Source organism: Mesorhizobium sp. WSM4311 (genome assembly GCF_002295115.1).
Lineage (GTDB): Bacteria > Pseudomonadota > Alphaproteobacteria > Rhizobiales > Rhizobiaceae > Mesorhizobium.
This window is the reverse complement of record NZ_NSFV01000003.1, coordinates 337,118-363,813: the sequence shown is the minus strand read 5'-3', so window position 1 is coordinate 363,813 and position 26,696 is coordinate 337,118. Positions and strand designations below refer to the sequence as shown.

22 protein-coding genes and 2 tRNA genes are annotated in these 26,696 nt (G+C 62.4%); 8 read left to right on the top strand and 16 right to left on the bottom strand.

Annotated elements, in window-relative coordinates; all coding sequences use genetic code 11:
• Window positions 1-438 precede the first annotated feature (438 nt).
• From CK226_RS09070 to CK226_RS09055, 4 genes are all read right to left on the bottom strand, one after another.
• A complete protein-coding gene (locus CK226_RS09070) occupies window positions 439-2,118 on the bottom strand; it encodes a hypothetical protein (RefSeq protein WP_095791623.1) in 1,680 nt (559 codons plus the stop codon).
• Between the two features lie 225 nt (window positions 2,119-2,343).
• The gene (locus CK226_RS09065; RefSeq protein ID WP_179295929.1) at window positions 2,344-3,024 is read right to left on the bottom strand and encodes an outer membrane protein; all 681 of its coding nucleotides are present in this window, start codon (window positions 3,022-3,024) and stop codon (window positions 2,344-2,346) included.
• Between the two features lie 369 nt (window positions 3,025-3,393).
• A tRNA-Cys gene (locus CK226_RS09060) sits at window positions 3,394-3,467 on the bottom strand.
• A 105-nt stretch (window positions 3,468-3,572) separates the two neighbouring features.
• Window positions 3,573-4,205 carry a hypothetical protein gene (locus CK226_RS09055; RefSeq protein WP_095791622.1) on the bottom strand — a complete coding sequence of 211 codons (633 nt, stop codon included), beginning with the start codon at window positions 4,203-4,205 and terminating at the stop codon, window positions 3,573-3,575.
• 158 nt (window positions 4,206-4,363) lie between these two features.
• Between CK226_RS09055 and CK226_RS09050 the strand changes: the two genes are divergently transcribed.
• Window positions 4,364-4,819 (top strand): hypothetical protein, encoded by a 456-nt coding sequence (locus CK226_RS09050; protein ID WP_245437699.1) that lies wholly within the window; start codon window positions 4,364-4,366, stop codon window positions 4,817-4,819.
• Window positions 4,820-5,005: 186 nt separating this feature from the next.
• On the opposite strand, the gene CK226_RS09045 is transcribed toward CK226_RS09050, so the two are convergent.
• From CK226_RS09045 to CK226_RS09030, 4 genes are all read right to left on the bottom strand, one after another.
• Complete coding sequence (locus tag CK226_RS09045) at window positions 5,006-5,386, bottom strand: cupin domain-containing protein (protein WP_095770476.1); 381 nt, start codon at window positions 5,384-5,386, stop codon at window positions 5,006-5,008.
• Window positions 5,387-5,752: 366 nt separating this feature from the next.
• Window positions 5,753-6,856 carry an ABC transporter permease gene (locus CK226_RS09040; RefSeq protein ID WP_095791621.1) on the bottom strand — a complete coding sequence of 368 codons (1,104 nt, stop codon included), beginning with the start codon at window positions 6,854-6,856 and terminating at the stop codon, window positions 5,753-5,755.
• 13 nt (window positions 6,857-6,869) lie between these two features.
• A complete protein-coding gene (gene rbbA, locus CK226_RS09035) occupies window positions 6,870-9,608 on the bottom strand; it encodes a ribosome-associated ATPase/putative transporter RbbA (RefSeq protein WP_095791620.1) in 2,739 nt (912 codons plus the stop codon).
• Window positions 9,592-10,716, bottom strand: a complete 1,125-nt coding sequence (locus CK226_RS09030; RefSeq protein ID WP_245437698.1) for an HlyD family efflux transporter periplasmic adaptor subunit — start codon at window positions 10,714-10,716, stop codon at window positions 9,592-9,594. The genes rbbA and CK226_RS09030 overlap by 17 nt, the downstream gene beginning before the upstream one ends.
• A 255-nt stretch (window positions 10,717-10,971) precedes the next feature.
• On the opposite strand from CK226_RS09030, the gene CK226_RS34820 reads away from it, so the two are divergent.
• Window positions 10,972-11,139 carry a hypothetical protein gene (locus CK226_RS34820; RefSeq protein ID WP_179301001.1) on the top strand — a complete coding sequence of 56 codons (168 nt, stop codon included), beginning with the start codon at window positions 10,972-10,974 and terminating at the stop codon, window positions 11,137-11,139.
• Window positions 11,140-11,246: 107 nt separating this feature from the next.
• Here CK226_RS34820 and CK226_RS09025 read toward each other — a convergent pair.
• Window positions 11,247-11,320 (bottom strand) — tRNA-Gln (locus tag CK226_RS09025).
• Between the two features lie 176 nt (window positions 11,321-11,496).
• Entirely contained in the window at window positions 11,497-12,429 is a 933-nt protein-coding gene (locus tag CK226_RS09020; RefSeq protein WP_095770473.1) for a lysylphosphatidylglycerol synthase domain-containing protein, read from the bottom strand.
• 411 nt (window positions 12,430-12,840) lie between these two features.
• Between CK226_RS09020 and CK226_RS09015 the strand changes: the two genes are divergently transcribed.
• Together CK226_RS09015 and CK226_RS09010 are read left to right on the top strand one after the other, a co-directional pair.
• On the top strand, window positions 12,841-14,196 hold the full coding sequence (locus tag CK226_RS09015) for a Ppx/GppA phosphatase family protein (RefSeq protein WP_095791846.1): 1,356 nt from the start codon (window positions 12,841-12,843) through the stop codon (window positions 14,194-14,196).
• Window positions 14,193-14,990, top strand: a complete 798-nt coding sequence (locus CK226_RS09010) for an RlmE family RNA methyltransferase (protein ID WP_095788417.1) — start codon at window positions 14,193-14,195, stop codon at window positions 14,988-14,990. Before CK226_RS09015 ends, CK226_RS09010 begins: the two co-directional genes overlap by 4 nt.
• An 8-nt stretch (window positions 14,991-14,998) precedes the next feature.
• Here CK226_RS09010 and CK226_RS09005 read toward each other — a convergent pair whose 3' ends face one another.
• The gene (locus tag CK226_RS09005) at window positions 14,999-16,420 is read right to left on the bottom strand and encodes an MFS transporter (protein ID WP_095791619.1); all 1,422 of its coding nucleotides are present in this window, start codon (window positions 16,418-16,420) and stop codon (window positions 14,999-15,001) included.
• Window positions 16,421-16,682: 262 nt separating this feature from the next.
• On the opposite strand from CK226_RS09005, the gene guaB reads away from it, so the two are divergent.
• The 3 genes from guaB to CK226_RS08990 are packed head-to-tail and all read left to right on the top strand — an operon-like array spanning window position 16,683 to window position 19,205.
• Complete coding sequence (guaB, locus tag CK226_RS09000) at window positions 16,683-18,185, top strand: IMP dehydrogenase (RefSeq protein WP_095791618.1); 1,503 nt, start codon at window positions 16,683-16,685, stop codon at window positions 18,183-18,185.
• Window positions 18,136-18,759 carry a hypothetical protein gene (locus tag CK226_RS08995; protein WP_095770470.1) on the top strand — a complete coding sequence of 208 codons (624 nt, stop codon included), beginning with the start codon at window positions 18,136-18,138 and terminating at the stop codon, window positions 18,757-18,759. The genes guaB and CK226_RS08995 overlap by 50 nt, the downstream gene beginning before the upstream one ends.
• Window positions 18,760-18,785: 26 nt before the next feature.
• Window positions 18,786-19,205: an MAPEG family protein gene (locus CK226_RS08990; protein WP_095770469.1), complete on the top strand. Its 420-nt coding sequence runs from the start codon at window positions 18,786-18,788 to the stop codon at window positions 19,203-19,205.
• 7 nt (window positions 19,206-19,212) lie between these two features.
• Here the strand turns inward: CK226_RS08990 and CK226_RS08985 are convergent, their stop codons facing one another.
• From CK226_RS08985 to CK226_RS08970, 4 genes are all read right to left on the bottom strand, one after another.
• Entirely contained in the window at window positions 19,213-20,247 is a 1,035-nt protein-coding gene (locus CK226_RS08985) for an acyltransferase (RefSeq protein WP_095788419.1), read from the bottom strand.
• A 14-nt stretch (window positions 20,248-20,261) separates the two neighbouring features.
• A complete protein-coding gene (gene rnd / locus CK226_RS08980) occupies window positions 20,262-21,413 on the bottom strand; it encodes a ribonuclease D (RefSeq protein ID WP_095770467.1) in 1,152 nt (383 codons plus the stop codon).
• Between the two features lie 75 nt (window positions 21,414-21,488).
• Window positions 21,489-22,733 (bottom strand): MFS transporter, encoded by a 1,245-nt coding sequence (locus CK226_RS08975; RefSeq protein ID WP_095791617.1) that lies wholly within the window; start codon window positions 22,731-22,733, stop codon window positions 21,489-21,491.
• A 136-nt stretch (window positions 22,734-22,869) separates the two neighbouring features.
• The gene (locus tag CK226_RS08970; protein WP_245437697.1) at window positions 22,870-23,052 is read right to left on the bottom strand and encodes a hypothetical protein; all 183 of its coding nucleotides are present in this window, start codon (window positions 23,050-23,052) and stop codon (window positions 22,870-22,872) included.
• Window positions 23,053-23,291: 239 nt separating this feature from the next.
• Between CK226_RS08970 and aspS the strand changes: the two genes are divergently transcribed.
• Entirely contained in the window at window positions 23,292-25,082 is a 1,791-nt protein-coding gene (gene aspS / locus CK226_RS08965) for an aspartate--tRNA ligase (protein ID WP_179301022.1), read from the top strand.
• Between the two features lie 117 nt (window positions 25,083-25,199).
• Here aspS and CK226_RS08960 read toward each other — a convergent pair whose 3' ends face one another.
• Entirely contained in the window at window positions 25,200-26,390 is a 1,191-nt protein-coding gene (locus tag CK226_RS08960; protein ID WP_095770464.1) for a hypothetical protein, read from the bottom strand.
• Window positions 26,391-26,696: the final 306 nt, after the last annotated feature.

The following is a 26,696-nucleotide window of genomic DNA, read 5'->3' as shown; positions in this document are numbered from 1 at the left end:
TCGTCCGCGCCTGTGGTGGCATCGAGCCCAGGTGGAGAGCGGCCCCCCGAGCAACAGGTGATCCTATCTTCCGGTGAGTGGGCCAACTCCCTCATTAAGCGGGCCTCTTTGTAGGCTCCGACCGAGGACAGTCGATATGCAAGATCCCGCCGAGAGGAACAAAAGGCCGCCTCATACCCTACCAGCCGAAGATGAGCGCCTGGCGCGGCTCGAGAAAACAGCCAGGCTCAAACGGCTTCGGTCTTACGCTTCCTGGCTTGCACCTGATGCATGCGCCCAATTTCATGATGAGATCGACTGCTCCGCACTAATTGAGGAAAGCCGTTCCTTCAGCCTGACCTGATCGGCTGATGCCGCCGCGCTGCCCGGTCCGTGCTGTGGCGGCTCGGGCTTCCATCGCCTGAAGATCTTCTGAAGAAACATCCTCAGATCGGAATCTCAGTGACAACAACCGCGCTGCACGCTCGTCCGGCACAGGCATGACGAGCTGATCGCCACATCCGCCTTGGCCAGCGCCGTGGCGAGCCTTGCCTGCAGGGCCGGCAGCTCCTCGCTCTCGCCACGCCGCCTCAAACATTCAACCAACCCATGCAGCGCCCAGACATTGTCCGGGTGCTGGGCGCAGCGCTGCACCTTGCCGCTGATGCCGAGATCGTCGCGATAGACCCGCTCGGCCTCTTGCATGTGGCCCCGGTCGAGAAGCAAGGCCGCCAGCGCATGGCGGGGAGGGTGCATCCACGCCCACGGCTCGGTGTAGGAGAGGTTGTCATCCAGCTCGACCGCCTGGCGCAAATGGGCGTAGGCCTCCTCGTGTCGGCCCTTGTGGTAGGCAAGCTCGCCGTCGAGCAAGGCGACACCGACAGCGAGCGAGGCGCGGGTCGGGTTGCTGAGGAAACGCCGTTCGACCGGAATGGTCTCCATATGCCGGTGGAACCGGTCGCGCTCGCGCTCGGCTTCCGTGAATTGCCTCAGCGTCGCATGCGCGACGCCCTTGGCGTAATGCTGCATGGCCGCAGTCAGCACATAGAGGCCGGGCTCTTCGACCGCCGGTTCGTCGATGATCTCCTGCCAGCGGCCGAAGCGCACCTGCACGTGCGATTTCATCGCATGGTAGCCCTCCACCGTTTGCGTCAGTTTGGGCCGGTCCAGGATGGCGACCACGTCTCGCGTCACCAGGCTGCGCACCTTGTCGGCGGCCCACAGCGCCGGCCGGTACTGGCCAAGGAACATGCAGGTGAACATCATCAGATGCAGGTCGTGGCAGCAGCCGAGCAGGTAATAGGTCGGCTCGTCCGCATAGGCGAGATAGAGGTCATTGGCGCGGACCGCCTTTTCGCTGGCGATCCTCGCCTTCTCATAGTCGCCGCACAGCACGTAGATATGCCCCGGCATGTGGTTCATGTGCCCGGCATCGGGACACATTTCGCCGAGCCGGCCGGCCGAGCGCAGGCCGCGCTCCGGCATGGTGGACATTTCCAGGAGATGGATGTGCAGGTGCAGGATCGCCGGATGTTGCGCCGCGCCTGCCTCGTCGGCAAGCCGGATCGACCGCTCGCAAACCTCCAGCGCTTCAAGCACGTCCGAATTCGGCGCCGGCTCGCCGGTCTTGAGGTTCCACAGCCGCCGCACCGTGCGCATCATCAGCGCCTCGACCAGCAGCGCCATCACATCATGGTCGTCGGGAAAATCCTGGTAGACCCGCCGCATCGCGGCGGCATAGGCATCATCCCATCGTTCGAATTCCTGCGGGCTGACCTCGTGCGGCTTCTGGAAGCGAGAGGCCAGCGCCTCGATCAATCGCCGTTCGACATCGCTGGCGCCGGCCGCGTGTGCACGCGCAAGCCGGACATGCTGGAAGCAGCGCCTGGTCGCGCTGTTGACCTCGACCTCACCATGTTCCTTCCAGGTCAGATTGTAGAAAGGCCCGGCGGCATAGGCGATGCCCCAATGCACCATCGCGCAGCCGGGATCGGTCTCCAAGGCCTTCTCAAAGCACTTGATGCCTTCCTCATGGTTGAAGCCGTAGCACCAGTTCAGCCCGATATCGAACCAGCGCTGGGTCTCAGTCGAGCGGGTGGAGATCGGGCGGCGATAGGTGCCAAGGTTGAAGCGGTCCATTTCCCGGCTCGTCTGACTCATTGTCTTCGTCAGACAAGCGCAGTCGGTGTGCCCAATGCTTTCTGACCTTCAGCACAATCCAGACTAACTTGCAGTTTGGCTATTTTAACCCGCATATCCGCATCACCCTATATGGCACCACTATATATCGTGGCACCACTGTACGGAACACGCACCGATATTTGGAACTGCTGAGCGGGTGACCTGAAAAACAGGATCTGCAAATCAGAATTTATAGGCGATCCCGATTCGGACCTCGTTGGTCTTGAGGTGTTCGTGCTCTTCCCAACCCGAGTCAGTGTTATCGGTTGCAGTCGTAACCTTGCCGAAATCTGTATAGCGATATTCGGCCTGGCCGACCCAGTTCTTGTTGAAAGCGTAAGCGAGACCCGCGCCGACCGTCCAGCCGGCCTTGATGGTAGACTTGGAATCCGTTGCCGGCCCGTCTTCGAACTTCGTATGAATGTCTCCCAGCGCCAAACCGCCGGTGACATAGGGTAGCCAGTTGTCAAAGGCATAGCCCAGGCGCCCGCGCAACGAACCCTGGGCATCGACATGGGTATTGTCGTCACTTCCGAACGGCCAGTCCGGGTTGTGGCCGACAATTCCGGAGGCCTCGATATCGCCTTCGACGCCGCCGACGATATTGCCCCATTGCATATTGTAGCCGGCAAAAATACCGCCGGTGACCCCACGGAGCCTGAAGCTATCCGAATAATCTGAATCGCCGCTGGCGATGTTCTCGTCCTGGATATGGTCCTTGCCCCACGCGTAACCGATCTGGCCGCCGATATAGGCGCCTGTCCAATCGTACGTGGAAGCGACCGGAAGCTCGTTCACAACATCTGCCGCCATGGCCGAAGTAAGGGTGGCGCCCAAAAATGCTGCTGCCAAAAGGTATTTCATGGCCTGTCCCCGCATGGAGCTATGCCTAATCCTAGCTCTGTGTATCAGTATCACAGGAGTTCCCTTACGGAAGGCAATTGCAGGGTCGAGGCGCACACTTTTCCCAAAGTATGTTGCGACGGCGCAACAAAAGGGTGTTTTGGAGGGGCGTTTGGCCTGTTTCCGAACGATTGTCGCTCCGATCTTCGAGTTCGCGGAGGACCCGCGTCGCCACGGTGAGCCAGCCGCGCCTGGATTCCTTCGCCATCAATGTGTGCCTCCAAGCATTGCAAACGCCATGGTTGCACCGCCGCTGTTTAAGAGGGGTAGGGCTGGCGTCTCTGACAAAAAAGCCGCCCTGCTAGTGCCAGCGTGGGCGGCTGTTAAAAATGGAGCTCTGAATGGGAATTGAACCCATTACGTCGGTTTTGCAGACCGATGCGTCACCGTACCGCCCTCAGACCGTGCTGGTCTTAAGGCCGCCCCACCAACACGCGTCAACCTGTTCTGTCGGCGTGCCCCTGCGCGGTTTGGGTGACGATACGGGGACTGTAGGTGGCGCGCCGCCCTTAATTGGTCCCGTCGTGCGGCCCTTCGTTTTGCCAGCCGGCCAGCTCCGGCAGGTCGTCGAGCCAACTTTTCTCGCTCATCAAAGTATCTCGGGCCTGCGGTGCGGCCTCCATGGCGTTTCGAATCAGCCAGTCCACCCACTTCCGATAGGCGACCGGATCCAGTTGCGGCGGCAGCACCTTGGCCTTGGCCAGCATGCGTTTGCGGAAACTGGTTTGCCTGCGCAGTTTGGTCGTCGTGAACTTGATGACCTTGCCTTGATAGTCGATCGTCCAGCGATCGCCTCCAAGACTGACAAGGCTGTCGATGGAGAAACCGGCATCGACCGGCCTGTCCCGCCAAGGCAGTTCGACGGCCTTCTTCCTCAACTCGATGGCCCATCGCCTGTAATCCGCCCCGGCACGCTGGGGCGGCAGTACGCCGGCCTGTTCGAGTATCTTCCTTCGGAAGGTCGGTTGCTTCTTGAGCTGGCCGGTCGTGAACTCGACGCGATGCCCACGAAACTCGACATGCCAACGGATCCTTCCGTTGCCGACATATTTCACCAGCCTGTCGATGAGGAATTCGCCATTGGCAAGCGTCACGCAGCCTTGGCTGATGCTTTCGTGAATGAACTCGGTGTCGGGGACCATTATCCGGCCTCGTGCAGAACTTCAGGCAGCTTAGCCATTGGAACGCACCTGCCACCATCAATCTTTTTCACTCGGGAAATATCACCTTCCTCGAGCCGCCTAAAGAGTGACGCGCCGCTTGCTGTCGGCTGCCTCGAACCTTCCATCCTGACAAGAATATGCAAACCGTCGTGTTACAGTCAGATGGTGTCATGTCATCGATCGCATGGCGATCGAAGCAAATGGGAGAGTTCGCCACGTCCAGGATCAACCGCCGCGCCTTGCTTTTCCACTCCGGCAGCGCAGTCGTCGCCTCGACGGTTGCGGCAACCGCACGCGGCACAGGGTCGCCGGGCCAAGACCAGGAACCGTCCGATAGACTGCGAGAGCTGATCGAGGCGCACAGGGCGGCATACGCGGCGTTCGGCAAGGCGCTGCACGACTTAGGCGGCGACTCCGACAGGGCCAGCCGGGAGGAGGAGAGGGCGCTGCTCGCCATCTGCGGCCATGCCGCGGTTGAGGAAGGCGATCGCCTGGCCAAGGCCCGATATCTTTTGGAGATAGAGGCGCGCGGCGAACTCGACCTCGCAGAGCATATGCAGGCTGTTCTTCGATCGACCATGTGGAAGGCATGAGGCGACCGGCGTGCAACCACGACAGTATCCGGCAAGGGAGGTTCGCCAAATCCTTCCGTTTTCGAGAAACGAAAGGATTTGTCTTCTGCCTGCGGCCGACGGGCGGAGCTGCAACCATATTCATGTCGCGACAGCAGCCTCGCCGCCCGACGAGAAACCTTTTAGCCAGCAGCCCAGCAGTTTGCCCTACGCCGGCTTGGCGTATTGCTCGGCGCTCATGACCTCGATGCAGACGAAGCGTTCGTTGCCTTCCACCCAGGCGTCGTGGCCGGGCGGGATCGTATAGGAAGTACCCTTCGTTAACGTCTTCTGGGTCCCGTCGTTCATCTTGACGGTGATGGTTCCGGAAACGACGTAGCCGACATGCGATACCTGACAGCTATCCGTCTTGACGACCGGCTTCACGCATTCGGACCATTTCCATCCCGGCTCCATGTTGAGCCGCCCGAGCGTAAAGCCTGGAAGCCGCACCACCTCGACACGTGTCTTGTCGGGCGAGCGAACCTCATCCGGGTTGTCGTGAGATTTGGATTCAAGTTTGGTGACATTTATTCCACCATCGGCCATGGCATCCTCCCATACGCGACGCGGAGCCCGATGCTGTCACCTTTTCAATATATTAGCAATTGCTTTTATATATCGCGAAGGTCGACCACAGCCGCGCTCACCACCTGAACGGGTGACCTGGAATGGCCTGCATCAGGACATAAAGTTCTGTGTAAGCTGCTGATTGAAATTATGAATAAACTTGGCTGGGGTTCTTGGAAGCTTTTCGAACTTTCTGCCTTGCACCTCCGGCCGAATTGCGCGTGCTCATGGCTGAGATCGGGATATCAGGAGGCGCTATGGGGCAAGCTTGATCAGCACGTCCGCACGTGCCCGTCCCTCAACTGACCTCAACTGAGGAGTATGGCATGGAGACTGCGCGGTTACTCACATCACCATGGCACTGATCTTGCGGAAACGCATGACGGACAGGGCAAAGAATCCGCCGCCGACCAGGCCAACAACGGCAAATTGCGGCCACACGACGTCAAAACCAGCACCGCGATAGAGGATTGCCTGGGCGAAGCTGACGAAATGGGTCGATGGTGACAACTGCATCACCGCCCGCAGGAATGCTGGCATGCTGTCGAGCGGCGTATTGCCACCGGAGAGGATGTTCATCGGCAGGGCGATCAGGATGAACAGGAGCCCTAGCTGCGGCATTGAGCGGGCGACCGTGCCCAGGAAGATACCGATGGCGGTAGCAAAGAACAAATAGAGCATGACGCCTGCCATGAATAGCGGAATGGATCCGACGATCCGAATTCCGAGCAATGTCTCTATCACCAGCCAAAGCGACAGGCCGACCGCGACGGTGATTACCAGGCCGTTCGCCCACACCTTGGCAGCTGCGATCTCGAGAGGCGTAAGCGGCATGATCAGCAGATGCTCCAGGGTGCCGTGTTCACGCTCGCGGATGATTGCAGCGCCCGCAAGTATGATGGCTAGCATGTTGACATTGCCGATGATGGCCATGACGGCATTGAAAAGTTGCGTGGTGAGGTTGGGATTGAAGGCGACGCGGACAGCGAGATTTGCCGGGTCGTATCGTAACGGTTTGGCATGAGCGATTTCGCCGGCGATGATCTGCTGCAGATAACCAGCGCCGATGCCGGCTTGCATCATAGCGGTGGCGTCGACGTTGACCTGGATAGCCGGCCGGCGCCCTGCCATGACGTCGCGCTCGAAATAGGGCGGGATGTCGAGGACAAACGTACTGCGGGCGGCGCCCATCAGCTCGTCAACCTTGCCGGCTGCTACCTCGGTTGGACGGCTGAAATAGGGCGGCAGCAGAGCCGTGGCGATCGAGCGCGAGAGGACCGAGTGGTCCTCGTCGACGATAGCGACGGCAGTGTTGTGGATCTCCTGTGCGGGACTCTCAGCCTGCGTATAGACCGCCAACGAGAAGGAGTAGACGACGAAGCCGAAGAGTACGAAATCGCGCGAGAAGCTCCGCAACTCCTTGACGCCGAGCCAGAAGATGTTCGCCATGTGCTGGGTCACGTCACCTCTCCTGCTGGCGGAGGAATGCCAGGCTGATCAAGGTGAGAAGCGGGATGAAGACCGCAAGTGCCAGCAGGTTTCCGGCAAGCTCTTGGAAGCCCAGCGCCTTGGTGAAGGTGCCAACCGAGATGCGCAGGAAATACATCGCCGGGAACGTGTGGGCCATGAAGGCCGGAAAACCCGCCAGGGAGGAGACGGGCGTCAGCATGCCTGAGAACTGCACGGCCGGTAGAGAAGTCATGATGCCGGTGGCGAAGATGGCAGCGATCTGGGTGTTGGTGAAGGTCGAGATCACCAATCCGTACCCGGTCATGGCGGTCACATAGAGGACCGCGCCGACCAGCAACGCGAGCAGGCTGCCCTTGAGCGGCACGCCGAACAGGAAGATCGCCATGGCAAGCAGACTCAAGAAGCTGACGAAGGCGACCACCACATAGGGGAGTTGCTTGCCGAGCAGGAATTCCAGGCGACGGACCGGCGTTACATAGAGGTTGGTGATCGAGCCGAGCTCCTTCTCGCGCACCACGCCCACGGCCATGAGGATAGCCGGGATGAAGGCAAGCAGCATGGCGATGGTGCCGGGAACCATCGCGTAGATGCTGTCGAAGTCCTGGTTATAGCGGAAGCGCGTCTCGATGCTGGCCGGAGCCGCCGCTGACGGGCCGTTCGGCTGCAGACGCGCCAGATCGGTCAGGTATTGCTGATGTACGCCGCTCACATAGGCCCGCGCGGTCTCGGCTCGGAACGGCATCGCGCCGTCCACCCAGGCGCCAATCTCGGCGGAAGTCCCTCGCCGCACGTCGCGGCCGAAACCGGGTGGCACTTCGATGGCCACCGTCACAATGCCGCTCCTCAGGCGATTTTCCAGGTCGCTGTAGTCGGCGAGCACCGATTTCTCGGTGAAATAAGGCGAGCCGCGGAACTCTTGCAGATAGGTGCGGCTCTCCGGCGTGTTGTCGCGATCTAGCGCGGCGAAGCTCAGTTGGTTGACGTCGGTGTTGATGCCGAGCCCAAACACAATCATGAGGAAGGCCGTGCCGAGGAGTGCGAAGCCGAGCCGGACAGGATCCCGCCACACCTCCAGCGCTTCGCGTAGCGAATAGGCGAGGAGCCGCCCGAGGCTGAAGCCCCGCCGTGGCGTAGCGCGCACCGGGCCAACGGTGGGGGCGACTGCCTGGCGGGCCGGCGAGGGCCGGGGCGTTTCTCTTTCACCGGCTTCAAGATAGGCGACGAAGGCGTCCTCGAGATTGGCCGCACTCGTGGCGGTGACCAGTTCGGCAGGCGTTCCGGTGGCCAGCACACGCCCCGCTTGCATGAGCGCGAGACGATCGCAGCGCGCCGCTTCGTTCATGAAATGGGTGGAGACGAAGATGGTGACACCGTGACGGCGCGACAGATCGACGAGAAGTTCCCAGAAGCCGTCACGAGCGAGTGGGTCGACCCCCGAGGTTGGCTCGTCGAGAATAAGGAGTTCCGGCTCATGAACCACTGCGACAGCAAGCGAGAGTCTCTGGCGGATGCCAAGAGGCAACTGCGCTGCCCGCTGATCGATATGGGGTCCTAGGCCGAAGCGCTCGACCAGTTCCGCAATGCGGACACGCGCCTTGTTGGCGGGCAGGTGGAAGAGCCGTGCGTGCAGGTCGAGGTTCTGCCGCACGGTGAGCTCCGTGTAGAGCGAGAAGGATTGCGACATGTATCCGACGCGTCCGCGCAGGCGCATGTCGGTGCCGTCGATCGGTTGCCCGAACAGCCAAGCCGTGCCACTGGAAGCTGGCAGCAGCCCGGTCAGCATCTTCATCGTCGTGGTCTTGCCGCAGCCGTTCGAACCGAGGAAGCCGAAAATCTCGCCGCGCTCGATGGTGAAGTTCACGCCGTCGACAGCGACGAAGTCGCTGAAGCGCCGGGTCAGGTTGCGGGCGACTATCGCCGCCTCGCGCTCGCCGGAGGGACGCGGTGGGACGGAGAGCGTCCGCCGCCTGGCGCGGACTGCCTCGGGCAGGAGCGCGATGAAGCTTTCTTCCAGGTTAGGCTGTCCTGTGCGCGCCTTCAACTCGGCCGGCGAGCCTATCGCGAGGATGCGGCCGGCATTCATGGCGATGATTTCGTCGAAGCGCTCTGCCTCCTCCATATATGCGGTGGCGACAACCACGCTCATGCCAGGGCGTGCGGTGCGCATGCGCTCGATCAGTTCCCAGAACTGCCTGCGCGACAAAGGGTCGACGCCGGTGGTCGGCTCATCGAGGATGAGGAGATCTGGGTCGTGGACGAGGGCGCAGCAGAGGCCGAGCTTTTGCCGCATGCCGCCGGAGAGCTTCTTGGCCGGACGGTTGGGAAAAGGGGCGAGGCCGGTCGCTTCGAGAAGGGCGTCGATACGTCGATGGCGCTCGAGTGCCGGCTGGCTGAATAGGCGGCCGAAAAAGTCGATGTTCTCCCGCACGCTGAGATCGGGATAAAGATTCTTGCCGAGGCCTTGCGGCATATACGCGATGCGCGGGCAAGCGGCGACGCGGTGGCCGCGGTCCGCCATATCGCCGCCAAGCACCGCCACACAGCCGCTCTGGATGCGCTTTGCACCGGCGATGAGGCCGAGCAGCGTCGATTTCCCGACGCCGTCCGGGCCGATCAGCCCGACGAGTGCGCCGGCCGAAAGGACGAGCGTCACATTGTCAAGCGCCAGTGTCCGGCCATAGCGGTGCGATAGCCCGTCGACGGCTATGACGGGATCATCGGGACTGTTCATCGGTCCGGCCTGCAAGCGAAATCGGCCATTCCGTGCCCGGATCGAGTCGAACATAAGCCAAGCCTGGAAGACCGGAGCCCACCTCTGCCGAGTGGGCGCGCAGATAGTCGGCGTCCACCCGCACGCGGACCCGAAACATCAACTTGTCGCGTTCCGCCTTGGTCTCTACCGCCTTCGGCGTGAATTGTGCTTGGTCGGAGACGAAGACTACCTTGGCCGGGATTGGTGCATCAGGCCTGGCGTCGAGCACCACACGGGCGTCGCTGCCCATCATCGCGCGACCGGCTTCTGCCGTGGGCAAGAAGACATCCATATAGACATAGCCGGTGTCGAGCATGGTCAAGACCTTGCCGCCGGCGCCGATCACCTCGCCGACATTCGCGAGGCGATATTGGATGCGACCAGCGCGCGGCGCGACGAGCGAATTGTCAGCGATGTTGATGTGATAGAGGTCGACATCGTGGTTGGCCGCAGCCAGTGTCTGTTCGGCCTCGCCGACACGCGCGTTGGCTGCCGTAAATGCAGCGTTGGCGGCGTCCATCTGTTGGTGGCGCTGGTCGAGGATCTCGGTCGTCGCATAGCCTTTGTCGGCAAGGTAGATTGCGCGGGCGAGCTGCTGCTCAGCGAGCTTCACCTGTGCCTTCTGCTGCTCGACGCTGGCGCTCGCCTCGTCGAGCATGCGGCTCGCTCCGAGCATCTGTGCCTCGGCCTTGTGGAGCGACGTTTCGAGGTCTTGCGTATCCATCCGAGCGACTACCTGGCCGGCGCGGACGCCGTCGCCCTCGTCGGCAAGGAGCGCGGCGATGCGGCCGCCGAACTTGGCTGCGATGTCGATCTCGTCGGCCTCGACCCGGCCGTTGCCGAAGGCGATGCCTGCTGGAAGTCCAGGCTCGGCATGCTGCCACCAATATCCGCCTGCCGCGGCCGCGGCCGCGGCTAAACCCAGCGCCAACCCAAGCCAAAGCCGGCGGCGCGGTCTCACGGCGGAAGCGACAGGTTGCAGAGGAGTAGGCTCGGGTAAACTCGGCACGAGCATTCGGCTCACCGAACGGTCCTTCGGGGGGATCAACTCGGTACTGCCTGCGTCAATGAAATCGGTGTTTTGCATTCGTCGATCCAATCAGCCAGACTTAACTTCGCCCGAATGCGGCGACCGGACGTTGATCTGTGTCAAAAGTAGTTGGCAGGCGCGCAGACGGTTCTGTCAGCAAGTTACGAATATGAAGGCGGCAAAGCCTAGGAAACGTACCAAAGTGCCAGGAAACCAGCTAAACGGGGCCAGGAAGATTGGGACAAAGCCAATCACATCCAAGTCCAGGGTCTGGCGACGCGGCTTTCGGCCACCAACCTCGAGCACGCAATCATGGGCGCGTCGGGCGGCTTCGATTCCACGAAGGCGCTGATCGTGGCGGCGCGCGCCATGGACCTGGTCGGCAGAGCGCATCAAAGGCGTGCTGGCGAAGCACTTCCGCGAACGATCGGCTTCGAGATCGGCATCAAACAGGTTGAGGACCGTATCTGGCTTCGATGATGATGCATGCAGGCTCGAACCACTCCAAACCCGTTCGGGCCAAGAGTGTTACCCATGCCTCCGGTAAAAACCGTAATCCACGTGCCAGGAACGGACCTAAAGATATATGGCTGGGGAACCTGGATTCGAACCAGGACTAACGGAGTCAGAGTCCGTGGGTCTACCGTTAACCTATTCCCCAGCAGGCGCGGTATGAACCGCGCGGGCCGAACGGCTGAGCCGCTTGAGCGCTGCCTTGTAGCCACCAGCGGAAAATAGTCAAGCCTGCTCTGCGGTTCAATCGCTACGTTTTGACAGCTGGGTTTCATACGCCGGGGTTCAGGTGCGCGGGGGCGGGCACAAAATCCAATCCGCGCCTCAGCTCTCCGTCCGGCTGAACTGCGAACGCTCGAAGAACAGCACCACGCCCAGGCCCAGAATCAGCGGGATGATCAGGTAAAACAGCCGGAACACCAGCAGCGCCGCCAGCACGCCGACCGGCTCCATGTCGGAAAGCCCGGTGAGGAACACCACCTCGAACACGCCAAGGCCGCCCGGCGCGTGCGAGATCTGGGCGACCGAGAAGGAGACGAGGAAGACGCCGAGCACGACGAAATAGCCGGGATTGTGCGCCTCGGGCAGGGCGAAGAAGATGATCGCCGCGGCGGCAATCAGTTCGATCGGGCCGATCAGCAATTGCCTGGCGACGATCGGCAGTGCCGGATAGTGCAGTTGGAATCTGGCGATCTTCAACGGGCGCAAATGCAGCCAGCTGCCGAAGATGTAGGCGGCGACGAGGAGCAGCATCGCGATGCCCGCCGCTTCCGACAGGCCATGATGGGCGATGCCAGAGAAGCGATCGATGATCTGAGGCTCGAACACCAGCACGAGGCCGGAGGCGAGAATCGTCGACAGCACGAAGGTGATCCAGCAGATCGCCACCAGCACGCCGACATCCTGACCGGTCAGCCCCCTGGTGCCATAGGCGCGGTAGCGGATGACGGCGCCCGAAAACACCGATCCGCCGATATTGTGCGACAGCGCATAGGTGGTGAAGGAGCAAAGGGTCACGAACAGCCACGACACACGCTTGCCGATATGCAGCAGTGCGATGTGGTCGTAGCCGGCGAGCGCGGCATAGGCGATGACGGAACTCAGCGCCGCCAGCACCCAGCCGCGGGTTGGGATGGCGGCGAGCCCATCCCAGACATCGTCGAGCGAAATACCGCGCAGTTCATGCCAGAGCAGCAGCAGCGAGAAGATCACCGCGGCGATGCCGACGACCGGCCAGAAATAGCGTTTCCAGTTCATTGCCTGACTGCCATGCGCTGCGTGCCCGCGTCCTTTTCGCTTGATGGTGGGAGGCCGGCTGCCCGGTGACTTCCATTCATTTCAGAAATGCCTCATCGAAGCCGGCTATTCAACCGCGAACACTCGTCGCGCTGGCCGCCGGCAAGATCTGCTCGCACCGAGGCGGCGCAAACGGCGGGGATAACGCATCGGCTTCGACCAGCATTGTCCTCGCCGGCATCCGCGCTACCAATCCAGCCTTGCCGGTACATTACGCGGTAGCTTAAAAAGGCCGTCCGCGCCCAGCCGGCAAAATTCGGCATGCGGCTCTTGGTGATCGGCCACGGCACTGTTAGTCTGGCGGCAACTTGAAACATGCCAAAGCGCCTGCTGCGTCCTTCACCGGTTCGCGCGGCGCCGGAAGGAACGACAGTGGAAGACCGCGACACCGGCGCAGGCGCGTCGGAGGTGGGCGCGTCCAGCGCTTCCCCAGGGCCATCGGGCTCGGGGACAGCCGGTTGGCAGAAACGCCGCCCGACGGAACCGCGCTCCGCCGGTGGGCAGGCGGGTGACGCGACCCATCACCAGAAGGGCAAGCCCAAGAAGCGGCGCAAGCGAAGGCGCGGGCGCAAGGTTTTTGCGCGCGACGAAACGCAGGGCAATCGAGCGCCGGTGCCAGGCCAGGCTGTTCCGGCTTTGGAAGCGAAGCTGCCGACGGCGCCGGCAGTCTCCCCCACCGCTCCCGCGCCACGCCCCGAACAGGGCACGCGCCGGCCGCCGGTGCATGAGCTGCCGGTCTTCGCGGCCCTTGACCTCGGCACCAACAATTGCCGGCTGCTGGTCGCCGTTCCCACACGGCATGGCCAGTTCCGCGTCATCGACGCCTTCTCACGCATCGTCAGGCTGGGCGAGGGGCTCACCGCCAATGGCCGCCTCGGCCAGCCGGCGATGGATCGCGCCGTCGAGGCGCTGAAGATCTGCGGCGACAAATTGCGCGGCCGCAAGATCAGGAAGGCTAGGCTGATTGCCACCGAAGCCTGCCGCTCGGCGGAGAACGGCGTCGAATTCCTCGAACGCGTCGAGCGCGAGGCCGGCCTGAAGCTCGAGATCATCGACCGCCAGACCGAGGCGCGGCTGGCGGTTTCCGGCTGCGGCTCGCTGGTCGAGCGCGACACGCAGGGCGTCGTCCTGTTCGACATCGGCGGCGGCTCTTCGGAGATCGCGCTGATCGATCTCACTGGCCGCCGTTCGCCGCGGCTCGCCAATCATATCGTCTCGTGGACGTCGCTGCCGGTCGGCGTCGTCTCACTGGCCGAGCGCTTTGGTGGCCGTACCGTGACGCGCGAGATCTTCGACGCGATGGTCGACGACGTCGCCGGCCGTTTGGCGAGCTTCGACGGCCGCGACCGGCTGAGCCACCTCAAGGCCAACCCGAATTTCCATCTGCTGGGCACGTCCGGCACGGTGACGACGTTGGCCGGCGTCCACCTCGATCTCGAGCGTTACGACCGTCGTCGGGTTGACGGGCTGTGGATGGACCGCGACAGCGTCGACCGCATGGTGGAGCGACTGGTCGGCTGGGATTTCCAGCAGCGCTGCGCCAACCCTTGCATTGGCGCCGACCGCGCCGATCTGGTGCTGGCCGGCTGTGCCATTCTCGAAGCGATCCGCGCCGTCTGGCCTTCGGAGCGTCTGCGCGTCGCTGACCGCGGCCTGCGCGAAGGCATATTGAGCGAGCTGATGGCCGATGACGGCGTCTGGCGCAACGATGGGCGTGGCCGTCAATGACCAAGAAACCGGAAAATCCAGGATCGGCCGGCATTCGCGTGCTGAAGACGCGGATCAAGAAAAAGAGCGGCCTGAAGGAATCGTCGCGGCGCTGGCTGCAGCGCCACATCAACGATCCCTATGTCCAGCGCTCGAAGGCTGACGGCTATCGCTCGCGCGCGGCCTACAAGCTGATCGAGATCGACGACAAGCACCATTTGCTGAAGCCCGGCATGAAGGTGATCGACCTCGGTGCCGCCCCCGGCGGCTGGTGCCAGGTCGCGGCCGCGCGCACGAAATCGACGGCGGAAAATCCGCATGTCGTCGGCATCGACTATCTGGAAATGGATGCCGTGCCCGGCGCACCGGTGCTTTTGATGGATTTCCTGGATGCGGATGCGCCGCGCAAGCTCGCCGAGGCGTTGGGTGGGAACCCGGATGTCGTGCTGTCCGACATGGCGGCACCAACCACCGGCCACAAGCGCACCGACCACATCCGCACCATGCATCTGTGCGAAGTGGCGGCCGATTTCGCGCTGTCCGTCCTGAAGCCGGGCGGCCATTTCCTCGCCAAGACTTTTCAGGGCGGCGCCGAGAACGAACTGCTGTCCATGCTCAAGAAGAATTTCCGCTCCGTCCACCACGTCAAGCCGCCGGCCTCGCGCGATGAATCGGTCGAGCTTTATCTGTTGGCAAAGGACTTCAAAGGGCGAGAGTCCGTTCCGCCATCAGGCGGATCGGAACGTCCAGTGGACGTTCCGAAGGACTCGAGCGCCCGGAGCCATAGCGAAGGGCCGGGGGACGCTGACCGCTGAGCTGGCCCTCACTCGCCCGACGATCTCGCCGGTTCCAGCGTCTTGGGCGTCGTCAGCCGGCCATGGCCGGAGACGGCATTGCCGGCATCGGGCGCCAGCCGCATGAATAACAGCGACGCCGCCGCCGATACGGCCGCCACGATGAAGAAGGCGATGTGGAAATCGCCCAGCGTCAGCGGGCCGCCATGGATCGAGGTCGAGACTTCCAGGATGCCGCCGGCCAGCGCCACGCCAAGCGCGATCGACAGCTGCTGGAACACCGCCGTAATCGGCGTTGCCTTGCTGGTGTCTTCGGCCGACACTTCGGCATAGGAGAGCGCGTTGACCCCGGTGAAAAACATCGAGCGGATGAAGCCGCCGACCAGCAATATGGCCAACATCAGTGCGTAAGGCGTTTCCGGGGTGAAAAGGCCGTAGATGGCGATCGATGCGGCGGCGACCAGCGAGCCGACGATCAGCACGCGGCGGAATCCGGCGAGGCGAAAAATCAGTGCGGTGACGAATTTCATGCCGATGGCGCCGACCGCCGAGACAAAGGTGATCATGCCGGACTGGAACGGCGTCAGCCCGAAACCGATCTGGAACATCAGCGGCAGCAGGAACGGCACTGCTCCGATGCCGATGCGAAACAGCGAGCCGCCAAGCACCGATGAGCGGAACACCTGGTTGCGGAACAGTTCGAGCGCCAGCAGTGGATTTTTGGCGTGCCGCGCATGCATGAGGTAGAGTGCGCCCGACAGCAGCCCGACCCCCACGGTGATGAATCCGGTCGCAGGCGGCAGATAGGGCAGGCTGACCACCGACAGGCCGAAGACCACGCCGGATGCCGCAAGCCCGCTCAGCACGAAGCCGATGAAATCGAGCGGCGGCGTCTCCATCGATTCGGTTTCCGGCAGGAAGCGCGTCGCCAGCCAGATGCCGACCAGGCCGATCGGCACATTGATCAGGAAGATCCAGTGCCAGGTGAAGTAGGTGGTGATGAAGCCGCCGATCGGCGGGCCGACAAGCGGTCCGACCAGCGCGGGAACGGTCAGCCACGACATGGCGGCGACCAGGTCGCTCTTGGGCGTGGCCCGCACCAGCACCAGGCGCCCGACCGGCGTCATCATGGCGCCGCCAATGCCTTGCAGGAAGCGCGACACCACGAAGGCCGGCAGCGAACCGGACAAGGCGCAGGCGACCGAACCGACGATAAACACCGCAATCGCGGCGCGAAAAATGTTCTTGGCGCTGAAGCGGTCGGCCATCCAGCCGCTGATGGGAATGAAGATCGCCAGCGACACCAGATAGGCCGTCAGTGCCAGCTTGAGCGCGATCGGGCTGGTGTGGATGTCGACGGCGATCGCCGGCAGCGATGTCGCTATGACGGTCGAATCCATGTTTTCCATGAAAAGTGCGACCGCCAGGATCAGCGGAATGGTGCGATTCACGAGCGTGACCGTTTCAAATTTTCTCTTCGGCCGGGGGCGAACCGATACAGGGGGCGGTTATCATGGCTAGACACCCATGTCGTGTTAAATTGCTGTCACTTTTGTGCGACCGCAACCGTGGGTGGCTGTTGTGCAATGCAACGATCGGCTTTTCATCCGCGTCGCGACGTGTTACCAGCCAGCGCCAATCCTGAAAGGGAAGATGAGAGTCGGCGCTGTCCATTCCGGTCCAGCGCTTTTTCCGCATTCTAAAGGGCTGGCCATGGCAAAAATCATCGAAACGTCCACAGGCGCACTGGCGCTGACCTTTGACGACGTGCTTTTGCAGCCGGGTCACTCCGAGGTCATGCCCGGCGAAACCGATGTCCGCACCCGCATCGCGGGCGACATCGATCTCAACGTGCCGATCCTCTCCGCCGCGATGGACACCGTCACCGAGGCGCGTCTTGCCATCGCCATGGCCCAGGCCGGCGGCATCGGCGTCATCCACCGCAATTTCTCGCCGGCCGAACAGGCCGAGCAGGTGCGGCAGGTGAAGAAATTCGAATCCGGCATGGTGGTCAATCCGGTCACCATCGGTCCGGACGCCACGCTCGCCGATGCGCTGTCGCTGATGCGAACCTATTCGATCTCGGGCATTCCGGTGGTCGAGAATGGCGGCACTGGCGGCCACAAGACCGGCAGGCTGGTCGGCATCCTGACCAACCGCGACGTGCGCTTTGCCTCCGACCCGGCGCAGAAGGTCTATGAGTTGATGACCCGCGAGAACCTGATCACGGTCAAGGAGAATGTCGACTCGGACGAAGCAAAGCGGCTTCTGCACCAGCACCGCATCGAAAAACTCGTCGTCGTCGACAAGCAGGGCAATTGCGTCGGCCTGATCACCGTCAAGGACATCGAGAAGTCGCAGCTCAACCCGCACGCCACCAAGGATGCGCAGGGCCGCCTGCGCGCGGCGGCCGCCACCAGCGTCGGCGACGATGGCTTCGAGCGCGCCGAGCGCCTGATCGACGCCGGGGTCGATCTTCTGGTCATCGACACCGCGCATGGCCATTCGCAGCGCGTACTCGACGCGGTCACGCGCGCCAAGAAACTCTCCAACTCGGTGCGCATCCTGGCCGGCAACGTCGCCACCGCCGAAGGCACGCAGGCGCTGATCGACGCCGGCGCCGACGCCGTCAAGGTCGGCATCGGCCCGGGCTCCATCTGCACCACCCGCATTGTCGCCGGTGTCGGCGTGCCGCAGCTTTCAGCCATCATGTCCGCCGTCGAGACGGCGCATAAGTCGGGCGTCTCGGTGATTGCCGACGGCGGCATCAAATATTCCGGCGATCTCGCCAAGGCGCTCGCCGCCGGCGCCAGTGCCGCCATGATCGGCTCGCTGCTGGCCGGAACCGATGAGAGCCCGGGCGAGGTCTATCTGCACCAGGGTCGCTCCTTCAAGGCCTATCGCGGCATGGGTTCGGTCGGCGCCATGGCGCGCGGCTCGGCCGATCGCTACTTCCAGGCCGAGGTGCGCGATACCCTCAAACTGGTCCCGGAAGGCATTGAGGGCCAGGTTCCATACAAAGGACCTGTGTCTGGCGTGCTGCACCAGCTTGCGGGCGGGCTAAAAGCCGCTATGGGTTATGTCGGTGGCCGCGACCTTGCCGATTTCCGCGAGCGCGCCACTTTTGTGCGCATATCCAACGCCGGACTTCGTGAAAGCCACGCCCATGACGTCACGATTACCCGCGAAAGCCCGAACTATCCCGGCGGAGCCTGAACAATACGGGCTCGGGCGGAGCCTGACCGCGACGGTCCTGCGGCTGCCACGCCACGCGGCCGCACTGTGTTTCCTGTCGGCGGCGGTTTTCATCGCCATGACGGTGATGGAATTCTTCTATTTCCGCCAGTTGAGCGGCGGCCTGCCGTCGCTCGACATGCGCTATTTCGGCTTCACGCCCGACGAAGGCATGGCCTGGCTGACGGCGCTCGGACGGCGCGGCGGCGAGATCATTCTGGTCTGGCACTATCTGACCTTCGATCTGTTGTTCCCGGCGCTGCTGTCGCTGACCTTGGTGAGCCTGGTCCTGGCCAGCGGCCGGCGCCTGCAGAACTTCCGCGAGCTTCCCGGGCAGGTGCAGTCGATCTTCGCCCTGGTTCTGGTGCTGCCCTACACGCTGGCCGACTATGCCCAGAACATCGCCGTGGCGCGGCTTCTGTCCGATTTCCTGTCGGCCAACCCGGATTCACTGTCTTTCGCTTCTGCTCTGATCGTCACCAAATTCGCGCTTCTCGCCATCCCGGTGGTCGTCATCGCCGCTTTCTGGCTGGTGGGCCAAAGACGCCAGGCCTGAAGCCGGACAGAGCAGGGGAAATATCCATGAACCAGACGACGATCTTCTGGCCCGTTCTGGCGCATGTGGCTCTGGTCTACATCGTCTACGGCGTATTGGGGCGCCGCAGAAATGGCGCAATCAGATCAGGTGAGGCCGAGGTCGGACAGTACAAGGCCCGCTCGACCGAGCCGGCGTCCAGCATCACCGTTGCCGCCAATCTCTGCAATCAGTTCGAACTGCCGGTGCTTTTCTATGTGCTGTGCCTGACGCTCCACGTCACCAACGGGGTCAACTATCTGACCTTGGCGCTGGCGTGGATTTTCGTCCTGACGCGTTATTTTCATGCCTGGGTTCACCTGACCAGCAACAATCTGCGGCTGCGCAGCCGCTCTTTCTTCGCCGGTGCGGTGGTGTTGGCGCTGGCCTGGATCTGGTTTGCGCTGCATTTGCTCGACATCGTCTGAGGCAGGGTCATGCGGGGGTTGCGGCCCTCGACATCAAGCGCGCCGCATGGATTTCGATCCTCCGCCGAAATCTATGCTCGACCGCCCACGCGACGAATGCTGCAAGGGCGACCACGGTGCAGAACGCTATGCCGATCCGAAGATACGGGGAGGCGATCCACGGAGCCAGCCATCGTATGATCGCGACACCGACATTCTGGTGCAGAAGATACAGAGGATAGCTGATCAAGCCGATGTAACTCACGCTTCGCCAGATCTTGATATCGCGCAGCTGGACGCCGATGACCCCAAGAATTGAAAGCGCGATCACCCAGGCACTGAATGCTGAACCGCCCCACAGCTTGACAACAACCACCAGGCATCCGGCTGTCACGACCGTCTGCACAGTTCGGGTCGATCGCCTCGCCGCGATGCCCATCAAGAAGAAGAGGCTGTAGGGGAACAGAAAATACGGCATGGCGACGCCCTTGAAGGGGTAAATCAGAGCCTGATGGTCTCTCCACAACCCTGAAAACTGTGCAATTGCGCCCAGAACGGTAAAGCCGGTGAAAAGGACGAGAACGCGATTTGGCCAGAGATAGAAGATGAGGCCGAACACGAAGTAGAATTTTGCTTCCGCAAGCAGTGACCAGTAGGCGCCGTCGACAAGCGGCGTTGGAGCGAACAGGGTTACCCAGCTTGCGTTTTTCAGTCCGTCGAGCGCTGAAACCTCCCTACCCGGAAGACCCAGAGCCGCAACCACGACAAGCGTGATCGAGATACAGGCGATGAGCGCGGGCTCCAGCCGCGTAAATCTCTGCAGCCAGAACATCCACACGGTTCCAGACCGCTCTGCTGTCATCGCGATGCAGTAGCCGCTGATAATGAAAAAGAGAAAGACGCCAACTATCCCTTGCCATGGCAGCGTCATCTGGTGGTCGAACCCGATGTAGTCGGCGGGAAAGCGGGACGTATAGTGGAAGATCAGAACCAGCATCACGGCAATCGCACGCAATGCGTCGATCGCTTCGTATCGCCGGTTCTCGTCCTGATCCGAACGCATCGGCTAGAAAGCCTCTAGAGGTCGAACACCGCTATTTTACGCTTGTCGAACTTTATCCCGATCTCGCCGCGCACCAGCTTCAGCGCCGCTTCGCCGAACACGGCGCGCCGCCAGCCCTGCAGTGCCGGCACATCGGCGTCCTCGCCTTCGGCGGCGATGCGGTCGATGTCGTCGCTGGAGGCCAGCACCTTCGAGGCCACGCCCTGCTTTTCGGCGACGATCCTGAGCAGCACTTTCAACAATTCCGCGGCGGCGCTCGAGCCTTCCGGCGGCTGGAAATTCTTCGGCAGTTTCGGCATCTGCTCCTTGGGCAAGGCCAGCGCGGTATTGACCGCCCCAAGCAGGGCCGTCGCCGTCGAGGAGCGCTCCCAGCCCTTGGGCGTCGTGCGCAGCTTGGCGAGGGCGGCCGTGTCGCGCGGCGCCTGCTGCGCCACCTCGTAGATAGCGTCGTCCTTGAGCACGCGGCCGCGCGGCACGTCGCGCTCGCGCGCCTCACGTTCGCGCCATGCCGCCACGGCTTGCACGATCGCCAGTTCCTGCGGCTTGCGCAGCCGCATCTTCAGCCGCTTCCAGGCGTCTTCGGGATGCGGATCGTAGGTCTCGCGCGAGGTCAGGACGTCCATCTCTTCGTTCAGCCAGTGGGCACGGTTCTCCCGCGCCAGTTCGGCGCTCAAATGCTGATAGACCTCGATCAGATGGGTGACGTCGGCGAGCGCGTAATCGAGCTGCTTCTCGGACAGCGGCCGGTGGCGCCAGTCGGTGAAGCGCGACGACTTGTCGAGCCGCGCGCCGGTGATGCGCTGCACGAGCTGATCGTAGGAAACGCTGTCGCCGAAGCCGCAGACCATGGCCGCGACCTGCGTGTCGAACACCGGGTGCGGCACGAGATCGCCGAGATGGACGATGATTTCGATGTCCTGGCGCGCCGCATGGAAGACCTTGACCACGGCCTCGTTGGCCATCAGCCGGAAGAACGGGGCGAGGTTGATGTCGGGCGACAGCGGGTCGATCAGCGCGGTGACGCCGGGCGCCGCCATCTGGATCAGGCACAGGATCGGCCAGAAGGTCGTTTCGCGGATGAACTCGGTGTCGACGGTAACGAAATCCGACTTTTCGAAAGCGGCGAGAACGGTCTCGAGTTCTTTCTGTGTGGTGATGACGTGCATCAAATCGCTTTTGGCAGGAGTAAGGTCATCCTAGATTTCAGCCGGGAAGGCTTTCGTCAAGCTTTGGCGCCGCCATCATGCGCTTCCCGGGCCATCGGCATCGCCATTGCGCCTGGCCAGCCGCGCGAAAACGGTCGACGTGCGCAACAGCGCGATGAAGCGGCTGCGCTTGCCCACGGGCACGCCGGAGCGTGCCTGCATGCGGTAGAGGATGACGGCGATGAAGATCGCATAGACGGTGGCGCTGAACACGAACAGCGCGCTCGGCCCGAAATGCTGCATCACTGTCGAGGCGGCGAAAGGGCCGCCGATGGCGCCGAACGAGTAGAACAGCATCAGCGCCGCATTGATCAGCACGAACTCGCCCGTGCCGGCGCGGTCGTTGGAATGCGCCGCCGACAGCGAATAGAGTGGCATGGCGAAACAGCCGAAGATGAAGATGATGATGAAGTTGAGCAGGGGATTGCTGCCGGCGATGAACACCAGCGCCAGGGCTGAAAGCATCGCGCAGCAGGTCGTCAGCAACAGCACCCGGCGCCGGTCCCAGCGGTCGGAGAGGTAGCCGAGCGGATACTGGATGATGGCGCCGCCGAAAATGCCGACGCTGACGAAGGTGACGACATCGGCGACCGACATGCCGATCTGTTCGGCATAGACCGGCGACAGCGTGCGAAATGCGCTGTTGGTGACGCCGACGGCGATGCAGCCGAAGCAGCCGAGCGGCGAAATGCGCCAGACGCGCGCCAGGTCGAGCTTGACCTCCTCCGGCGGTGTCGGGTTGGAGCGGTCGCCGAGCGAGACCGGCACCAGCGACAGCGTTATCATGATCGACATGATGGCGAAGATGGTGAAGCCGCCGGCGCCGAAGACCGGGATCAGGAACTGGGCCGATGTCACCGAGCCGGTGTCGACCATCCGGTAGATCGCCAGCACCCGCGCGCGATCCTTGTTGGTGACGCCGGAATTCAGCCAGCTTTCGACGATCGTGAACAGTCCGGCGAAGCAGAAGCCGCCGGCAAAGCGCACGGCGCACCACATCACAGGATCGAGCACCAGAACCAGCAGCAGAGTGCCGACCGATGCAATGGCGGCCAGTGCCGAAAACGCCCTGATATGGCCGACCGCCTTCATGATGCGGGTAATGGCCAGGCAGCCGAGCAGGAAGCCGGCGAAATAGAAGGTGCCCATCAGGCCGATGGAGGAAGCGGAAAACCCCTCCTGCGCGCCGCGCAGTGCGATCAGCGTGCTTTGCAGCCCATTGCCGCCGAGCAGGATGGCTGCGGCGAGAAGAAGCGGGATCAGCGGGCGGATGGAGGACATGAAAAGGCGATCACGTATCGGTGATCCCTTCTTGAACCATTACCCTCGTCAATGCCAGCGGCAAATCTAGGCCGGCATTGAGGGGGCAGGCCGTTGCATTCCATGGCGAATTCATCCCGGCTTGGGACGCAGTCGTTCAATCCATGCTGGAATTCAGCAGTTTCTGCGATGCAGCATGTGCGACGGCCTCACCAACATCTTCGGCGTCCATGCCCGGTTCCGCCGCGAACAGAGCCATTGGCTTGTCGCCCTGAAGCATCAGTTCCAGCTCGCGGCCATTGTGTGGCCCAATGCCCGGCGGGAGAGTGCGTTTTGGCACTGGGCGTCTCCAGGTCGCTTCATACCAGATCGCTTGATAGAGGCGTTGTCTCAGGAAACACGTCCAGCGGCAATGCGTGGAGGCCGGCAAAGACTTGAGCCCTGACGGTCGAACCTGGATACGGCCCAACGTCTCCTTGCCTTGACAAATCCGGCCTCCCATGCGCTTTTCGCGCAAATTTTGGGCCGGGCTTCGATGCTTTGGCCTGCCACCCAGCACCCCGGACTTTACCAATGACAATGCACCGTTACCGCAGCCATACCTGTGCCCAGTTGAGAAAGAGCGACGTCGGCTCTTCCGTTCGCCTGTCGGGCTGGGTGCATCGCGTGCGCGACCATGGCGGCCTGCTGTTCATCGACCTGCGCGACCACTATGGCCTGACCCAGATCGTCGCCGATCCCGATTCGCCGGCCTTCAAGGTCGCCGAGACCGTGCGCGGCGAGTGGGTCATCCGCGTCGACGGCGAGGTCAAGGCGCGCTTGCCCGAGACCACCAACGCCAACCTGCCGACCGGCGAGATCGAAATCTTCGCCCGCGAGATCGAGGTGCTGTCGGCGGCCAAGGAATTGCCGCTGCCGGTGTTCGGCGAGCCGGACTATCCCGAGGACATCAGGCTGAAGTACCGCTTCCTCGACCTGCGCCGCGACACGCTGCACAAGAACATCGTGGCGCGCACAAAAATCATCGCCGAGATGCGCAAGCGCATGAACGATGTCGGCTTCACCGAATTCTCGACGCCGATCCTGACGGCTTCATCGCCCGAGGGGGCGCGCGACTTCCTGGTGCCGTCGCGCATCCATCCTGGCACGTTCTACGCGCTGCCGCAGGCGCCGCAGCAGTACAAGCAGCTGATCATGGTGTCGGGCTTCGACCGCTATTTCCAGATCGCGCCGTGCTTCCGCGACGAGGACCCGCGCGCCGACCGTCTGCCGGGCGAATTCTACCAGCTCGACCTGGAAATGAGCTTTGTCGAACAGGACGACGTGCTGTCGACCATGGAACCAGTGATGCGGGGCGTCTTCGAGACCTTCGCCAACGGCAAGCCGGTGACGCAGAAGTTCCAGCGCATTCCCTACGATGTCGCTATGCGCAAATACGGCTCCGACAAGCCAGACCTGCGCAACCCGATCGAAATGCGGGCCGTCTCCGATCATTTCCGCGATTCCGGCTTCAAGGTGTTCGCCAACATCCTGGCCAACGACCCGAAGGCCGAGGTGTGGGGCATTCCGGCCAAGACCGGCGGCAGCCGCGCCTTCTGCGACCGCATGAACTCCTGGGCGCAAGGCGAGGGCCAGCCGGGGCTGGGCTACATCTTCTGGCGCAAGGAGGGCGACAAGCTCGAAGGCGCCGGTCCGCTTGCCAAGAACATCGGCGAGGAGCGCACCGAGGCGATCCGCCAGCAGCTCGGCCTTGCCGACGGCGATGCCGCCTTCTTCGTTGCCGGTGATCCCAAGAAGTTCGTTTCTTTCGCTGGTGCGGCCCGCACGCGCGCCGGTGAGGAACTGAATCTCGTCGACCGCGAGCGCTTCGAATTGTGCTGGATCGTCGACTTCCCGTTCTTCGAATGGAACGAGGAGGAGAAGAAGATCGACTTCGCCCACAACCCGTTCTCGATGCCGCAGGGCGGTATCGATGCGCTGAACGGCGAGGACCTGCTCGGCATCAAGGCCTTCCAGTACGACATGGTCTGCAACGGTTTCGAGATTGCATCAGGCGGCATCCGTAACCATCTGCCCGAAACCATGGTCAAGGCTTTCGAGACGGTCGGACTGGACCGTGCCACCGTCGAGGAGCGCTTCGGCGGCCTCTACCGCGCCTTCCAGTATGGCGCGCCGCCGCATGGCGGCATGGCGGCCGGCGTCGACCGCGTCGTCATGCTGCTGGTCGGTGCCAAGAACCTGCGCGAGATCACCATGTTCCCGATGAACCAGCAGGCCTACGACCTGTTGATGAGCGCGCCGTCGGAAGCAAGCCCGCAGCAGCTTCGCGAACTGGCACTGCGTGTCGCCCCGACCAGGAAGGACGCCTGATGGCGAGGTTCGGGCAGTACTTTAAAAACCCGCCAGAACCGATTCTTTCGACTCGATAATCCAAAAAAATAGCCCGGCAGCGATGCCGGGCTATTTTTGTATTCTGAGGCCGTTCGATCAGTCTTCGTTCGCCTTGACGCTGATGCCGAGCGTCTTCGGCAGGTCGAGCGGGTTGGACATGGCGCCGGCCATGATCAGCGCGAACGGCACCGAGGCCGGCGGCTCGGCCGAGATTTCGAGGCTCTTCGGGTCGTCGAGATATTTGCTGACCGCCGCGGTCACCTGCGCCGTCAGTTCCGGATTGTTGAGCTGCGCCATGCCGAAGGGCACGATCGCCTTGGCCTGGTTGGCGATGTCCTTGGCCGACATGCCTTGCTGCTTGCCGACATATTCCAGCACCTTGCCGGTCAGCGAATCGTCGTCGAAACGGATCGAGGCGCCGTTGAACGACAGCTGCTGCAACAGGCCGAGCATGGCCATACCTTGCGCCGAATTGTCAGCGCCTTCAGGCTGCGCGGCCATCTTCTTCTGCATTTCCTGCAGCGACTTGATGAAGTCGATCGTGTAGCCGCCGAGGTCGAAGGTCATGCCGAGCGTGCCGGCATTCTCGACGGAGATGTCGTATTTCGACAGTTCCATCTTGCCGTCCGAGGGCTGCCAGGTGCCAGCCATTGCGAGATTGCCCGAAATGTTCTGGTAGCCCAGCGCATCGATGACTTCCTTGGACTTGGGGTCGTCGACCAAAGAGAGATCGGCCGTGAATTTTTCCGTATTGCCGGTGAATTCCATCGCCTTGCCGTCCGCGGGCGGCGTGATCTGGATGGCAAGCCCGTCCATCGAGAAGGCGGTCTTGTCGGCGACCTTGACCGTCATGTTGGCAAGTTCGGCGGATTTGTACATCATCAGCGAGCCCAGCGGGCCGGTGGCGCCATCGGCCGGAACCACCATGTCATGGATGACGAAGGGGCTGAGGTTGAGGGTGACGCCGTCCTTGGCGTGCTCGAAGGCTGAGGTCGAGACGGTGCCGATATCGAAGCCACCGTTGGCCGCGGTCACGTTCTCGAGTTTGACGTCGCCGATGGTGAGGGCTTCCTTTTCCGCCGCCGGCTTGATCGCAACGCCCTGCAGCACCATGCTGGTGTTGTCGCCGGTCACCCCAGTCCAGGAGATGTTGACGCCCTGGGCAGCCAGCGCGGCCTTCAGCCGGTCGGCAACTGCGGCATCCTGGGCAAGGGCCGCATTCAGCGGCAGTGTGAACAAGAAGGTCGAAAGAGCGAATTTCCGGAGAGTTGAGCGTTTGATTGTCATCGCAAGGTCCCTGAGAGTGTCCTGAAATTGTTTTTCAATTCTTCGCGCCATCACCATTCCGTGACGAACTGGACGGGAAAAAGGCGTGTCCCGGTACCATGGTCGAAAATCACGGTGAAAGGCAAACTCGATCCCACCGTCTTGGCGCAAACCGGTGAATTTGTCATGAAGAGCCGGTTGCCCGATATCATCACGCTTGGCCATAAAGGCCTGATGTAACAGGCTGATGTTGGTCGACATCCCCAGGCATGCGGTTTCATGTTGCAGAATGGCGGGTATATCTGTCGGCCTCTTGCCGCGAATCGC